14 protein-coding genes are annotated in these 14,553 nt (G+C 69.7%); 13 read left to right on the top strand and 1 reads right to left on the bottom strand.

The genetic code is table 11. The annotated features are described in order from the left end of the window. Positions 1-6 precede the first annotated feature (6 nt). The gene (locus tag JNX00_RS17820; protein ID WP_204743052.1) at positions 7-1,212 is read left to right on the top strand and encodes an NAD(P)/FAD-dependent oxidoreductase; all 1,206 of its coding nucleotides are present in this window, start codon (positions 7-9) and stop codon (positions 1,210-1,212) included. Here the strand turns inward: JNX00_RS17820 and JNX00_RS17815 are convergent. Beyond that, entirely contained in the window at positions 1,204-2,097 is an 894-nt protein-coding gene (locus JNX00_RS17815; protein ID WP_204743051.1) for a LysR substrate-binding domain-containing protein, read from the bottom strand. The genes JNX00_RS17820 and JNX00_RS17815 overlap by 9 nt on opposite strands. 144 nt (positions 2,098-2,241) lie before the next feature. On the opposite strand from JNX00_RS17815, the gene JNX00_RS17810 reads away from it, so the two are divergent. The 12 genes from JNX00_RS17810 (at position 2,242) to egtD (ending at position 14,547) form a co-directional block, all read left to right on the top strand. Beyond that, on the top strand, positions 2,242-3,210 hold the full coding sequence (locus JNX00_RS17810; protein WP_204743050.1) for a tripartite tricarboxylate transporter substrate binding protein: 969 nt from the start codon (positions 2,242-2,244) through the stop codon (positions 3,208-3,210). Between the two features lie 95 nt (positions 3,211-3,305). Beyond that, entirely contained in the window at positions 3,306-4,079 is a 774-nt protein-coding gene (locus JNX00_RS17805) for an SDR family oxidoreductase (protein WP_070397177.1), read from the top strand. Positions 4,080-4,127: 48 nt separating this feature from the next. Then, positions 4,128-5,792, top strand: a complete 1,665-nt coding sequence (locus JNX00_RS17800) for an AMP-binding protein (protein ID WP_070397178.1) — start codon at positions 4,128-4,130, stop codon at positions 5,790-5,792. 20 nt (positions 5,793-5,812) lie between these two features. Beyond that, entirely contained in the window at positions 5,813-6,655 is an 843-nt protein-coding gene (locus JNX00_RS17795; RefSeq protein WP_070397179.1) for an amidohydrolase family protein, read from the top strand. A gap of 2 nt (positions 6,656-6,657) precedes the next feature. Continuing rightward, on the top strand, positions 6,658-7,872 hold the full coding sequence (gene pcaF, locus JNX00_RS17790) for a 3-oxoadipyl-CoA thiolase (protein WP_204743049.1): 1,215 nt from the start codon (positions 6,658-6,660) through the stop codon (positions 7,870-7,872). Further along, positions 7,869-8,675, top strand: coding sequence for a crotonase/enoyl-CoA hydratase family protein (locus JNX00_RS17785; RefSeq protein WP_070397181.1), 807 nt, complete (start codon positions 7,869-7,871; stop codon positions 8,673-8,675). The genes pcaF and JNX00_RS17785 overlap by 4 nt, the downstream gene beginning before the upstream one ends. After that, positions 8,672-9,454, top strand: coding sequence for an enoyl-CoA hydratase-related protein (locus JNX00_RS17780; protein ID WP_070397182.1), 783 nt, complete (start codon positions 8,672-8,674; stop codon positions 9,452-9,454). The genes JNX00_RS17785 and JNX00_RS17780 overlap by 4 nt, the downstream gene beginning before the upstream one ends. A gap of 52 nt (positions 9,455-9,506) precedes the next feature. After that, positions 9,507-10,487, top strand: coding sequence for a tripartite tricarboxylate transporter substrate-binding protein (locus tag JNX00_RS17775; RefSeq protein ID WP_204743048.1), 981 nt, complete (start codon positions 9,507-9,509; stop codon positions 10,485-10,487). Between the two features lie 53 nt (positions 10,488-10,540). After that, entirely contained in the window at positions 10,541-11,854 is a 1,314-nt protein-coding gene (locus tag JNX00_RS17770; RefSeq protein ID WP_204743047.1) for a sulfatase-like hydrolase/transferase, read from the top strand. A 161-nt stretch (positions 11,855-12,015) separates the two neighbouring features. Further along, positions 12,016-12,297, top strand: a complete 282-nt coding sequence (locus JNX00_RS17765) for a DUF427 domain-containing protein (protein WP_070397185.1) — start codon at positions 12,016-12,018, stop codon at positions 12,295-12,297. Positions 12,298-12,299: 2 nt separating this feature from the next. Further along, positions 12,300-13,496 (top strand): ergothioneine biosynthesis protein EgtB, encoded by a 1,197-nt coding sequence (gene egtB / locus JNX00_RS17760; RefSeq protein ID WP_204743046.1) that lies wholly within the window; start codon positions 12,300-12,302, stop codon positions 13,494-13,496. Positions 13,497-13,527: 31 nt separating this feature from the next. Then, on the top strand, positions 13,528-14,547 hold the full coding sequence (gene egtD, locus JNX00_RS17755) for an L-histidine N(alpha)-methyltransferase (RefSeq protein WP_204743045.1): 1,020 nt from the start codon (positions 13,528-13,530) through the stop codon (positions 14,545-14,547). The last annotated feature ends 6 nt before the right edge of the window (positions 14,548-14,553 follow it).

The raw sequence follows: 14,553 nt of genomic DNA, 5'->3' as shown, positions 1-14,553 counted from the left end.
TCCACCATGACCGAGTCCGCCGCCCCCAACGATCGCCACACTGTCCTCATCGTCGGTGCCGGGCCCGCGGGCCTGGCGGTGGCCGGCGGCCTTCGCCTGCTGGGGCGGGACGCCACGGTCATCGACGAGGCCGCGCAACTGGGCTCGTCCTGGCGCGAGCACTACGAGCGGCTGCACCTGCACACGGTCAAGTCGCACTCGGCCTTGCCGGGCCTGCCGTTCCCCGACGAGGCGCCGCGCTACGTGCCACGCCAGGGGGTGGTGGACTACCTGGAGGCCTACGCCCGCCACCACCGCATCGAACCCGTGGGCGGGCAGACGGTGGTGCGCATCACCGCCGGCGCCGCCGCCGACCCCGGCGCGCGCTGGCGCGTGCACACCGCTGGCGGCCGGGTCCTGGACGCCGCGCAGCTGGTGCTGGCCACCGGCGCCAACCGGGAGCCGCGCAGGCCGGTGCTGCCGGGGCAGGACGCCTTCACCGGCCGCGTGCTGCACAGCCACGACTACCGCAACGCCCAGCCGTTCAAAGACCAGTGCGTGCTCGTGGTGGGCATGGGCAACACGGGCGCGGAGATCGCGCTGGACCTGGCCGAGCAGGGCGTGGCGGTGGCGCTGTCGGTGCGCTCGCCGGTCAACATCGTCAAGCGCGACGTGCTGGGCCGGCCCACGCAGCTCTCCAGCATCGCGCTGGCCCGCCTGCCCGAACCCATGGGCGACGCCTGCGCCACGCTGCTGCGCCGGCTCACCGTGGGCGACCTGTCGCGCTGGGGCCTGCGCACGCCGGCCGCCTCGCCGCTGCGCCAGTTGCGCCGCGAGGGCAAGACGCCGGTGATCGACGTCGGCACCCTCGCGCGCATCCGGCGCGGCGAGATCACCGTCTACCCCGGCATCGCCACGCTCATGCGCGGTGGCGTGCGCTTCACCGACGGACGGGGGCAGGGCTTCGACAGCATCGTGCTCGCCACCGGCTACCAGCCCCTGGTGCAGGGACTGTTCCCGAACCACCCGCTGCCGCTGGATGAACGCGGCCTGCCCACGGTGCTGCACGGTGAAGGCGCATTGGCGGGGCTGCACTTCGTGGGTTACGACATCCGCCAGCCGGGCGGGCTGCTGCGCACGATCGCGATGCAGGCCGAGCGGGTGGCCGGGCGCATCGCGGCTTCGCTGGCGCCGGCCTCAGGCACCGCCGGCCGGGTGGCCCAGTCAGGCTGATGGAAGACGGCGCATCAGCACGTCGCACAAAAACTCCGCTGGCGGCGACAGCGGCAGATCGGGTCGGCGCACCAGCACGATGGCGGGCGCCGGCAGGCGCTCGCGCACGGGGATGACGTCCAGCAGGTCACGCGTCATGGCGAAGTCCAACCACTGCCGAGGCAACATGGCCAGCAGGTCGGTACGCACCAGGGCCACCTGCACCGACAGCGCGGAGTGCGCGCTCAGCATCACGCGCGGCGCGGCCCGACCGTGGGAGGCAAACAGCCGCGCCAGGTCCTGCTCGGCGTTGTGGTCGATGGTGGTGCTGGCCCACTCGGCGCCGGCCAGCGCCTTGAGGCTGCGCACGCGCGCCAGCGGGTGGCCTTTGCGGCAAACCACCACGCGCGTGTTGTCGCACAGGTGCCGCATCGCCAGGCCCGGCGCCAGCTTCTGCGATGGCGCAGCGCCAAGGTAGAACTCCAGCCCGCCGTCGCGCAATGCGCTTTCCACGCCGGGCATCAGGCTCTCGGTGATGTTGAGCCTGACCTTCGGATAGGCATGGCGGAACACCGGCAGCGCATCGGGCAGCATGCCCAGGTGGGGCATGATCGACAAGGCCACCGATACCGTTCCCTCGTAGGCCGGCCCCGGGTGCTGCACCTCTTCCCGCGCGCGCTGAGCCTCGCTGGTGATGACGCAGGCCCGGCGATGAAAGCGCACGCCTTCGGCGGTCAGGACCATGCCCGTGGTCTCCCGCGCAAACAAGCTCACACCCAGTTCCCGCTCCAGTGCCCGCACGCTGCGCGTCAGCGCGGGCTGGGGCATGTCCAAGCGCCTGGCGGCCGCGCGCAGGCTGCCGTGTTCGACGATGGCCATCAGGTGCTGCAGCTGATCGAGCTTCATGCCTTGACTTACCTGTTGTTCATTCGGGGAGATATCAGATTCGAATCACTTTTCGAATATTTCCATCTTATTTGAATCTTTAGGCCTGCCTACAGTCCGCCCCATCCCGCGCCGGGAACACAGACAACGAGACGGAGACACGCCATGAACCCCATTTCCAGAAGGCGCCTGCTGGCAGCGGCCTGTCTGCTGTCCACACTGGGCAGCGCCGCGGCACAGGACTGGCCCAGCCGGCCCGTGCGCATGATCGTTCCGGTGGGCGCGGGTTCTGCGCCAGACGTGATTGCGCGCATCGTTGGCGAGCGGCTTGCCAACGTCTGGGGCCAAGGCGTTGTGGTGGACAACCGCCCCGGTGCAGGCGGCATTCCAGGTATGTCGGCGCTGGTGCGCTCGGCGCCCGATGGCTACACCATTGGCTTCGTCCCGGCCGCCATGGGCACGATCACTCCGCTCGTGTTCAAGAACCCGCAGTTCAACCCGGACACCGACCTCGCCCCCGTGGCCACGGTGGGCATCAGCCCGCTGATGCTGGCGGTTCCGGCCAGCAGCGGCATCCGATCCATGGCGGACCTGGCCCAGCACGCTAAGGCCCATCCGGGCAAGGTGAACTTCGCCGCGCCGCAGCTCAACTCGCTGCCGCACCTGGCCGGCGAGATGGTCAGCAAGGCCGGGGGCATGGGCCTGTTCACCGTGCCCTACCGCACGCCGCCCGACGCGGTGGCGGCCGTGCTGGCGGGCGACGCCGTGCTCACGGTGGATGGTGTGCCGGGACTGCTGGAGCATGTGAAGTCGGGCCGCCTGCGCGCCGTGGGCGTCACCTCGGCGCAGCGCCTGCCCGGCATCGATGCGCCGCCGGTGGCGGACACCTATCCCGGTTACGAGGCCATCGGCTGGTTCCAGATCATCGCGCCGGCGGGCACACCGCCCGGCGTCATCGAACGCATCAACGCCGACGTCAACCGCATCACCGCCTCGTCCGAAGTCACCCGTCGGCTGGCCGACATGGGGGTGTACCCGCGACAGGACAGCGTGAGCGCCGCGCACGCGTTCTTCGTGCAGCAGCAAGGCGCAATGAGGCGCCTGGTGACCGCACTCGGCGTGCAGCCCCAGTAGCACTCGCCGCAACGTTTTCCAGACCCGATGGCGCCGGCGCAGCTGGCGCCCTGGGCCGACTCAAGCTTTCACAACCGAAACAGGAGCCTCCCAACATGACCCCCCGCAAGAAGGCCCTCGTCACCGGCGGTGGCACCGGCATCGGCCGCAGCGCCGTGCTGGCGCTGGCGAAAGCCGGCTACGACGTGGCCATCAACTACGCCTCGAGCGCCAAGGCCGCGCAAGCGGTGGCCGAAGAAGCCCGGACTCTGGGCGCCCAGACCCTGGTGCTGCCCTGCGACGTGAGCGACGACAGTGCCGTGCGCCAGATGCTGGCCGAGGTGGGTAGCGCCTTCGGCCACCTGGACGCGCTGGTCAACAACGCCGGCACCACCGCCACCTGGAAGGTGAAAGACCTCGACAGCCTGGACATGGACGCCTGGGACCGCACCTTCGCGGTCAACGTGCGCGGCAACTTCCAGGTGAGCCGCGCCTCGGTGCCGCTGCTGCGCAAGAGCAGGGCACAAGGAGGCGAGCCCTGCATCGTCAATACCGCGAGCATCGTGGGTCTGCGCCCCGGCCCGCAGCCGCCACCGTACGCGGCCAGCAAGGCCGCCGTGGTGAGCCTGACCAAGATGTTGGCCTGGAACCTGGGCCCGGACATCCGCGTGAACGCGGTGGCGCCGGGCTGGATGGAAGGCGACTGGATGCAGCGCATGCTGGGCGACAAGTACGAAACGCTCATGGGCGCGCGCGCCAAGGCCACGCCGCTGAAGCGCTGCGTCACCGCCGACGACGTGGCCGAGGTGATGCTCAACCTGATCCAGGGCATGCGCTTCGTCACCGGCGAGGTGGTCGTCATCGACGGCGGCTTCACGAGTTCGACCTGAGGCCGCGCCCGCGTTGCCCCATCCCCCTTGATCCTCCGGAGACTTCCCATGCTTGAAGGATTCGTTCCCTTTCCGCCCGACTGCGCCGCGCGCTACCGCGCCAAGGGCTACTGGCAGGACCGCTCGCTGGCGCAGGAGTTCGACGCCGTGTTCAAGCGCTTCGCGGACCGCGTCGCGCTGATTGACGGCGACGTGTCTTTCACCTACGCCGAACTCGACCGCGTCACCACTAACCTGGCGCTCAACCTGCTCGAGCTCGGCCTGCGCCCGCTGGACCGCGTGGTGCCCACGCTGCCCAACGTGCACGAGTTCGTGCTGCTGTACTTCGCACTGCAGAAGATCGGCTGCATCCCGATCGCTGCGCTGGTCACGCACCGTTATGCCGAGATCAGCCAGTTCGTTCGGCTCTCGGGCGCGACCACTTGTGTCTACCCCGGCACCGCAGGTGACTTCACTTTCGCGCCGATGATCGAACGCGTGCAGGCCGAGAACGCCTCGCTGAAATTTCGTCTGGTGCTGGGCAACGCGGGGCCGGGCGAGGTCTCACTGCGTGCGCTGATCGACACGCCGGCCAAGCTGCCGGCCTCGCGCCTGGCCGAGATCCGCATCGACCCCGAAGACCCCTGCATCTTCCAGCTCTCGGGTGGCACCACCGGCATCCCCAAGCTGATCCCGCGAACCAACAACGACTACGCCTACAACTCGAAGGTGGCCGCCGAGGTGACCGAGATCGACGCGGAATCGGTGCTGCTGCTGGTGCTGCCGATCGCCCACAACCTGCCGCTGGCCTGCCCGGGCATCCAGGGCTTTCTGTTCAAGGGCGCCAAGGTGGTCCTGCACGCCAACACGCGCCCGACGGACATGTTCGCGCTGATCCAGAAGCACCGGGTCACGCACCTCAAGGTGGTGCCCGCGCTGCTGATCCGCCTGATCAACGACGAGGCCGCCAGCGCCTACGACCTGTCCAGCCTCAGGCTGATCCAGAGCGGCGGACAACGCATGCAGCCCGAAGTGCGCGCGAAGACACGCGCGCTGATACCCGGCGTGTTCGTGCAGGAGAACTTCGGCATGTCGGAAGGCACCTTGATGTTCGTGCGCGCCAGCGACCCGGAGGACGTCAAGCTCGAGACCTGCGGCCGTCCCGTGTGCGAGGACGACGAGGTGCTGCTGCTCGACGACGAGGGCCGCGTGGTGCCCGACGGCGAGGTCGGCGAGTTCACCGTGCGCGGCCCCTACACCTTGCGCGGCTACTTCGGTGTGCCTGAGTACAACGCGCGCCAGTTCACGCCCGACGGGTTCTACCGTTCCGGCGACCTGATGCGCAAGCACCCCAGCGGCAACTACATCGTCGAGGGCCGCAAGAAAGACCTGATCAACCGCGGCGGCGAAAAGATCAGTGCCGAGGAGGTGGAAAACCTGATCCTGATGCACCCCGCGGTGCAGAACGTGGCTTGCGTGCCCATGCCCGACGCCAACCTGGGCGAGCGCATGTGCGCCTTCGTGATCCTCAAGGCCGGACACGAGTTGCACCTGAAGGAGCTCGTGGGTTTTCTGCTGACCAAGGAAATCGCCAAGTTCAAGTTGCCCGAGCGGCTGGAGGTCTTGCCGGACTTTCCCGTCTCCACCTTTGGCAAGGTATCCAAGAAGGCGCTGGGCGAACTCATCGGCCAGCGGCTGGCAGAAGAAGAGGCCGCGCGCCGCATCCCCCACTGACCGAACCCCCGAGAGACCCCATGCGCATCATCGACCTGCACTGCTACCCGGGTACGTCCACCTGGACCGATTCCCAGGGTCCCTATCCCGCCGAGCTCGCCCGCTACTGGAAGCGGGACTGGGTGGGCAAGAGCGAAGACGAGGTGATCGCCGAGTTCGCCGGCGCGGGCGTCGAGGCCTGCCTGGTGGCGCTGGACCTGGAGACCACCATTGCCGCGCCGCCCTGCACCAACGAGTACGTGCACGGCATGTGGAAGCGCCACCCGAAACGGATCATCCAGTGCTGGGGCGCGGTGGAGCCGGCCAAAGGCGAGATCGCCATGATCCAGGCCCGCAAGGCCGTGCGCGAGCTGGGCTTCATCGGCTTTCACTTCCACCCCATCATGCAGCACTTCGGTGTCAGCGACCGGCGCTACTACCCGCTGTTCGAGGAGATCGACGCCATGGGCGCCGCGGTGATGATCGACGTCGGCACCACCGGCATGGGCGCGGGCATGCCGGGTGGGCACGGTGCGGTGATCCGCCACGCCCACCCCCAACACATCGATCAGCTCGCGGCCGATTTCCCGACGCTGAAGATCATCATGGCCCACCCCGGCTGGCCCTGGGTGGACGAAACCACCGCCGTGGCCCTGCACAAGGGCAATGTGTTCTGGGAGATGTCGGGCTGGGCGCCCAAGCACTTCCCGGGCAACCTGAAGGTGGACATCCGCGGCCGCCTGCAGGACAAGATCATGTTCGGCAGCGACTACCCCAGCCTGCCCTATGAGCGCATCCTGCGGGAGTGGGACGGGCTCGGCTACACGCCGGAGATCATGGAAAAGATCATGCACGGCAACGCCGAGCGCGTGCTGGGGTTGTGAGCATGGACGCCTTCCTCTGCGACGGCGTGCGCACGCCGATCGGGCGCTACGGCGGCGCGCTCTCGGGCGTGCGCACCGACGACCTGGGCGCCATCCCGATCCGCGCGCTGATGGCGCGTCACCCCGGCCTCGAGCCGGCGCTGATCGACGAACTGGTCTTTGGCTGCGTGAACCAGGCCGGCGAGGACAACCGCAACGTGGCGCGCATGAGCGCGCTGCTGGCGGGGTTGCCGGTCGAGGTGCCGGCGCTCACCGTCAACCGGCTGTGCGGCTCGGGCCTTGAGGCCGTGGCCCAGGTGGCGCGCGCGCTGCACGCGGGCCAGGCGCAGATCGCCATCGCGGGGGGCGTGGAAAGCATGAGCCGCGCGCCGTTGGTGATGCCCAAGCCCACGGCGGCCTTCTCGCGCCGCGCCGAGGTGCACGACAGCACCATCGGCTGGCGCTTCGTGAATCCGCGCATGGAAACGCTGCACGGCGTGGACAGCATGGGCGACACGGCGGAGAACGTGGCGCAGGAACACGGCATCTCGCGCGCCGACCAGGACGCCTTCGCCCTGCGCAGCCAGCAACGCGCGGCGGCCGCCGCGCGGGCCGGAGTGCTGGCGCAGGAGATCGTGCCCGTGGAGGTGCCGGGCCGCCGAGGCGCCGTCGTGCGGGTGAGCGAGGACGAGCACCCGCGCGCCGACGCCACGGCCCAGAGTCTGGCCGCGCTCAAACCGGCGTTTCGCCCGGGCGGCACGGTCACCGCCGGCAATTCATCGGGCGTGAACGATGGCGCCGCCGCACTGTTGCTGGCCAGCGAAGCCGGGGCGCAGCGCCACGGCCTGCGGCCCCTGGTCCGTGTGCTCGGCTACGCGAGCGCGGGCATAGCCCCGCGTGTGATGGGTTTCGGCCCGGTGCCGGCGGTGCGGCGCCTGCTGGCACACACCGGCCTGCGCATCGGCGACTTCGATGTCATCGAGCTCAACGAGGCCTTCGCGGCCCAGGGCCTGGCTGTGATGCGCGCGCTCGGCCTGAGTGACGACGCACCGCAGGTGAACCCCCACGGCGGGGCCATCGCCTTCGGTCACCCGCTGGGCATGAGCGGCGCGCGCCTGGTGCTGGCCGCCGCGCGGCAGCTGCAACGCAGCGGCGGGCGTTACGGCCTCGTGACGATGTGCGTGGGCGTGGGGCAGGGCGTGGCCATGGCCATCGAACGCGTGGGAGACCCCCGATGAGCGAACCCATCCTGATCGAGCGGCGCGGCCATGTCGCGCTGCTCACCCTCAACCGTCCCGACACCCGAAACGCCCTTAGCGGCGAAGCGATGTTCGCGGCCTTCGAACAGACCTTCGCCGCGCTCAACGCGGACCTCAACGTGCGCGTCGCCATCCTGACCGGCGCGGGAACAGCCTTTTGCTCCGGCGGCAACGTGGCCGAGATGCGCGAGCGCCGTGGCATGTTCGCTGGCACGCCCGAGCAGATCGCGCAGGCCTACCGCGACGGCATCCAGCGCATTCCACGCGCCTTCGAGGCGCTGCAAGTGCCCATCATCGCCGCGGTCAACGGCCCGGCCATCGGCGCCGGCAACGACCTGGCTTGCATGTGCGACCTGCGCATCGCCTCCCGCCAAGCGCGCTTCGCCGAGAGCTTCGTCAAGGTCGGCATCGTGCCCGGCGACGGAGGCTGCTGGCTGCTGCCGCGTGTTGTCGGCTACGCGCGCGCGGCCGAGATGGCGCTCACCGGCGATGCGATCGATGCCGAGGAGGCCCTGCGCATCGGCCTGGTCTCGCGGGTGGTGGCGCCCGAGGCGCTGCTCGACGAGGCCTTGCAACTGGCCGCCCGCATCGCGGCCAACCCGCCCCAGGTGCTTCGATGGACGCGCCAGCTGCTGCAGCAGGCACGCACCGCAACGCTGGACGAGGCTCTGGGCAGCGCGGGTCGCCTGCAGGGCCTGGCGCACCACACGGCCGACCACGCCGAAGCCGTTGCCGCCTTCTTCGAGAAACGCGCGCCGCGCTTTCAGGGCGCAGCCACATGAGCACCGCGAGCGACTGCTTGTTGCAGGCGAACCCCATGGATGGCGTGGCGCTGCTGCGCCTGAACCGCCCGGCCGTGCTCAATGCGCTCAACCTCGAGCTGCGCCATGCACTCGCCGAGGCCTTTCTGCGACTCGACGCCGACGACCGGGTTCGCGCCATCGTGCTGGCGGGCGGTGAGCGCGCGTTCTGCGCCGGGGCCGATCTCAACGAGTACGTGGACGCCACGCCGGCGCAGATCATGGCGCGCCAGATGGACCGGCTGTGGGGCGCCATCGCCAACTGCCGCAAACCGGTGATCGCCGCCGTGCGGGGCCACGCGCTTGGCGGAGGCTGTGAACTCTCGATGCACGCCGACATCCTCGTCGCGGGCCAGGGCGCGCGCTTCGGCCAACCGGAGGTGAAGCTCGGGATCATGCCCGGGGGTGGGGGCACGCAACGTCTCACCCAGGTGGTGGGCAAATTCGCTGCCATGCACATCCTGCTGCGGGGCGAACCCTTCGGCGCCGACGCGGCCCTGGCCATGGGCTTGGCCAGCGAAGTGGTGAACGACGACGAAGTGGAAGCGCGCGCGCTGCAGATCGCCTGCGAGCTGGCCGCACTGCCCGTGCTGGCGCTGCGCCTGATCAAGGAAGCCGTGCTGGAAGGCATGAGCAGCGGGCTGGAGAGCGGGCTGCGGTTCGAGCGGCGCTCCTTTCAGACGCTTTTTTCCACGCACGACCAGCACGAAGGCATGCGCGCGCGGCTGGACAAGCGCGCACCGCGCTTCACCGGGGGCTGAGGCCCGCAGCGCACGGGCACACCTTTCGTTCGACCTCTACCAGGAGACAGCCATGACCCAGCGACTTCTTCCCTCCCTGCTGGCCGGCCTTGCGCTGGCCGTGCTGAGCGCCGGCAACGCGCAGGCGCAGGCGCCCGCCTACCCGAGCAAGACCATTCGCCTGCTCGTCGGATCGCCGCCGGGCGCGCCCTCCGACATCACGGCCCGTCTCTTCGCCGAACGGTTGTCGCAGCGCTTGGGCCAGAGCGTGGTGGTCGAGAACCGCCCGGGCGCCGGCACCAGCCTGGCCGCCGGTGTGGTGGCGGCTGCCGAGCCCGATGGCTACACCCTGGGGGTCAGCCCGGACACCGTGGTGACCGTGAACCCGCTCGTGTACCCCAAGCTCACGTTCGATGCGCGCAAAGACCTGATGAACCTCTCCGTGCTGGCGAACTTCACCCAGATGCTGGTGTGCCACCCAGGCACGGGCGTGAAGACCGCGGCCGAGCTGGTGGCCCGAGCGAATGCGAACCGAATGATCTACGCGTCGGGTGGCGCTGGCGTGCCGGGCCATCTGGCCGCTGAAATGTTCTTGCGCGAGGCCGGCGTCGGCATGGAGCACATCGCCTACCGCGGCCCCGCGCCAGCCACCACCGCCGTTCTGGCCGGCGAGGTGAACTGCGGCTTTCTGGCAACGCCCACGGTGCTGCCGCATGTGAAAACCGGCCGCTTGGTGGCGCTGGCCGTCTCGTCCGCCGAGCCGTCCGCGCTGGCGCCGCAGGTGCCGACGCTGGCCGAGGCACTCCACAAGCCGACCCTGGACATCAGCTTCAAGCTGCTGCTGCAGGCGCCCAAAGGCCTGCCCGCGGCGGTCGCCAGCGCACTGGAGCAGGCCGCCGGCGCCATCATGACGGCCCCCGATGTGCAAACCCGCCTGCAAGCGCTGGATTTGCGTGGCGTGGGCAGCACGCGCCAGGTGGCCGAGGCGCAGGTGCAGGCCGATACGGCGCGATGGGCGCCAGTGGTGAAGCGGTTGAATCTGACGCTGGACTGACCGCACGCGCCGTGGCCCCCAGCGCTCCCGTGGATCCTGCAACACCCCTTGCCATGCAACCCAATGTGATCTTCATCGTTGCCGACGACCTTGGGTTCGCCGACCTGGGTTGCTACGGTGGGCGCGAGGCGGCCTTCGGCCGCGTTTCACCGGTCCTCGATGCGCTGGCCGAGAACGGCATCCGCTTCACCGATGGCTACGCGAACTCATCGCTCTGCTCGCCGACGCGCTTTGCACTGATCACGGGACGTTACCAGTACAGACTGCGAGGGGCGGCCGAGGAGCCGATTCACGCGGACAGCAAGGGCAGCGCGACGCTCGGTATGCCCCCGGGACACCCCAGCGTTCCCTCGCTGTTGAAGCGGGCGGGTTACCAGACCGCCTTGATCGGCAAATGGCATCTCGGGTACCCGCCGCATTTTGGTCCCCTCAAGTCGGGGTACGACGAATTCTTCGGCCCCCTGTCGGGTGGGGTGGACTACTTCTCTCACTGCAGCGGCAACGGCGACCACGACCTGTACCTCGGCGAGCAGAAGAGGCACGAAGAGGGCTACCTCACGGACCTTCTCTCGCGACGCGCCGTCGACTGCATCAATCGCATGGCTGGAAAGAAAGAACCGTTCTTTCTCAGCCTCCATTACACCGCCCCCCATTGGCCTTGGGAGACGCGGGATGACGAACACCTCGCGCCAGACGTCAGGCAGAACCTCTTCCATCTGCATGGTGGCAGCGTCCACACCTACCAGCGGATGATCCACCACATGGACGAGGGCATCGGCTGGGTGATGGAGGCGCTGCGCCGGAACGCCATCGCCGACAACACGCTGGTCGTCTTCACCAGCGACAACGGCGGCGAACGGTTCTCGGACAACTGGCCGCTCGTGGGCGGCAAGATGGACCTGACCGAAGGTGGCATCCGCGTGCCATGGATCGCGCACTGGCCGGCCGTGATTCCGCGCGGTGCCGTGACCGCGCAACACTGCATGACCATGGACTGGTCCGCCACCGTTCTGGAGGCGGCGGGCGCGCGTCCGGATCCGGACTACCCGCTGGATGGGTTGTCGCTCCTGCCGGTTCTGCACGCGCCCCAGGCCCACTTCGATCGTCCGCTGTTCTGGCGGATGAAGCACCGAGAGCAGCGGGCGCACCGCAACGGTGACTGGAAGTACCTGCGCGTGGATGGAATCGACTACCTGTTCGATATCGCCTCGGATGCGCGCGAGCGCGCGAATCTGGCCGCGCGGGACCCACAGCGGATGAGCGACATGCGGGAGGCATGGGAAGCGTGGAACCGCACCATGCCTCCCATCCCGGAGGACGCCCGCGTGAGGCAGGGTTACGGGACCAGGAACATGCCTCAGCGCTAGGTCGAGGCGGCAACGGGCGCGCGCGCCGCACAGGGAGAAACGGCGCCGATGACAAGTCAATGACCCCATGCGGTCATTCCCGATCGCCACAGGCTTGCAATGAGCCGCAAATGCGCCCAGGATGCGAGACATCCCCATCCCAACACACCCGAGGAGCGCCCATGAAGGCGATCTGGAACGGCACGGTGATTGCCGAAAGCGACGACATCGTGCTCGTCGAGGGCAATGCCTACTTCCCTGCGAGCGCGTTGCGCCGCGAGTACCTGCAGCACAGCAACCACCACACCTACTGCCCCTGGAAGGGCCAGGCCAGCTACCACAGCCTGCTCATCGACGGCGAACTCAACCGCGACGCCGCCTGGTTCTACCCCGACCCCAAGCCCGAGGCCGACATGGTGCGCGACCGCGTGGCCTTCTGGCGCGGCGTGCAGGTGGTGGACTGAGCATGCGGCGCGACGCCACCGCCGACGCCGCCGCGCGCTACGCCGAGGTGCGCGCGCGCAGCGAGGCGCTGTGCGCGCCGCTGGCCATCGAGGACCACGTGGTCCAGCCCGTGGTGGACGTGAGCCCGCCCAAGTGGCACCTGGCGCACACCAGCTGGTTCTTCGAGGCCATGCTGCTCGCGCACGCCTCGCCGGGCTACGCGCCGTTCCACCCGGCCTACGGCTACCTCTTCAACAGCTACTACGAGGGCGAGGGGGTGCGCGTGCCGCGCGCCCAGCGCGGCCACCTGAGCCGGCCGACCGTGGCCGAGGTGCTGGCCTACCGCGCGCACGTGGACGCCGCCGTGATGGCCTGGCTGGCCACGCAGCCACCGGCCCGGTGGCTGGACCGCCTGGCGCTGGGCCTGCAGCATGAGCAGCAGCACCAGGAACTGCTGCTCACCGACATCAAGGCCATCCTGGGCCACAACCCCCTGCGCCCCGCCTACGCCAGCGCCGACACCGCCGTGGTGAGCCTGGCCGGCGAACACCTGCCTCAAGCCGCCATGGTGGGATGGCTCGAGCACCCCGGCGGTGTGGTCGCCATCGGGCACGCGGGCGATGGTTTCGCCTTCGACAACGAGGGCGCGCGCCACGAATGGCTGCTCGCGCCCTTCGCGCTCAGCGACCGGCTGGTGAGCAACGCGGAGTACGCCGCCTTCATTGGCGCCGGCGGCTACCAGGACCCGCGCCACTGGCACGCCGACGGCTGGGACTGGCTGCGCCAGAACGCCATCGCGGCGCCGATGTACTGGTTCCGCGGCGAGGGCGGCGACTGGTGGCACCAGACCCTGGCCGGCCCCTTGCCCCTGCCACCGCAGGCGCCGGTGACGCATGTGAGCTGGTACGAAGCGAGCGCCTACGCCGACTGGGCCGGCGCGCGCCTGCCCACCGAGTTCGAATGGGAGGCCGCCGCTGGCCGGGGCATGGCCTGGGGCGACCGCTGGGAGTGGACCGCCAGCGCCTACGCGCCTTACCCGGGCTTTCGGCGCGCCGAAGGCTCGGTGGGCGAATACAACGGCAAGTTCATGGTGAACCAGCAGGTGCTGCGTGGCGCGTCGTTTGCCACACCGCCGGGGCATGAACGCCTGACGTACCGCAACTTCTTTCAGCCGCCGCTGCGCTGGCAATACACCGGCATCCGCCTGGCCCGGCCATGAGCGCCGGCGGGCACCGAGCAAGGTTTGCAGAATGACCCGAGGCCGCGACCCCGCATCCGCCATCCAACCCGCGCGCGACACCGCGCCACCCGAAGCCGGGGCCGCCGCGCCGCGCGGCCTGGCCGCCGACGTGCTGGCCGGCCTGTCGGGCAGTCCCAAGCGGCTGTCGTCCAAGTACTTCTATGACGACCGCGGCTCGCGCCTGTTCGAACGCATCATGCGCCTGCCCAGCTACTACCCCACGCGGGTGGAGGCCGCCCTGCTGCGCCGCCACGCCAGGGACCTGCTGGGCGCGCTGGACACCGGCGGCTCGCCGATCGAGATGCTCGAGCTCGGCAGCGGCGACGGGCGCAAGACGCTGGCGCTGTGCCGCGCCTGGCTCAAGGCCGGCGCCGAGCTGGTTTACCGCCCCATGGACATCTCCGCCCAGGCGCTGGACCAGTTGAGCGCGCGCATGGCGCGCCAGTTGCCCGCGCTGGCGGTGCACCCGCTGTGCGGCGACTACTTCCAGACCTGGCCCATTCCCAGCGCGCGGCGCCGCCAGGTGGCGCTGTTCCTGGGCAGCAACCTCGGCAACTTCACCGACGAGGAGGCCCGGCGCTTCCTGCGCCGCGTGCGCGCCCACCTGCGCCGGGGCGACAGCCTGCTGCTCGGCCTGGACCTGCGCAAGGACCCGCACACCGTGCGGGCCGCCTACGACGACCCCGAGGGCGTGACGGCCGCCTTCAACCTGAACCTGCTGCGCCGCCTCAACCGCGAGCTGGGCATGGACTTCGATCTCGAGCGCTTCCGCCACTACGCGAGCTACTGCCCGCTGCAGGGCGTGGCGCGCAGCTTCCTGGTGAGCCAGGCGCGCCAGACCGTGCGCAGCGCGCTGTTGCAGCGCGAGTTTCACTTCGGGCCCGGCGAGTTCATCTACACCGAGCAGTCGCAGAAGTACGAGCGCGCGGGCGTGGAGGCCATGGCCGCCGACACCGGCTTCGAGTTGCGGGCCTGGTTCGAGGACCCGGCGCTGCCCTACGCCCTTGTGGCCTGCCACGCCACGGGCTGAGGCGCC

The organism is Hydrogenophaga sp. YM1, from assembly GCF_016903055.1.
GTDB lineage: Bacteria > Pseudomonadota > Gammaproteobacteria > Burkholderiales > Burkholderiaceae_C > Hydrogenophaga > Hydrogenophaga borbori.
This window is presented reverse-complemented; position numbering and strand designations above follow the sequence as displayed.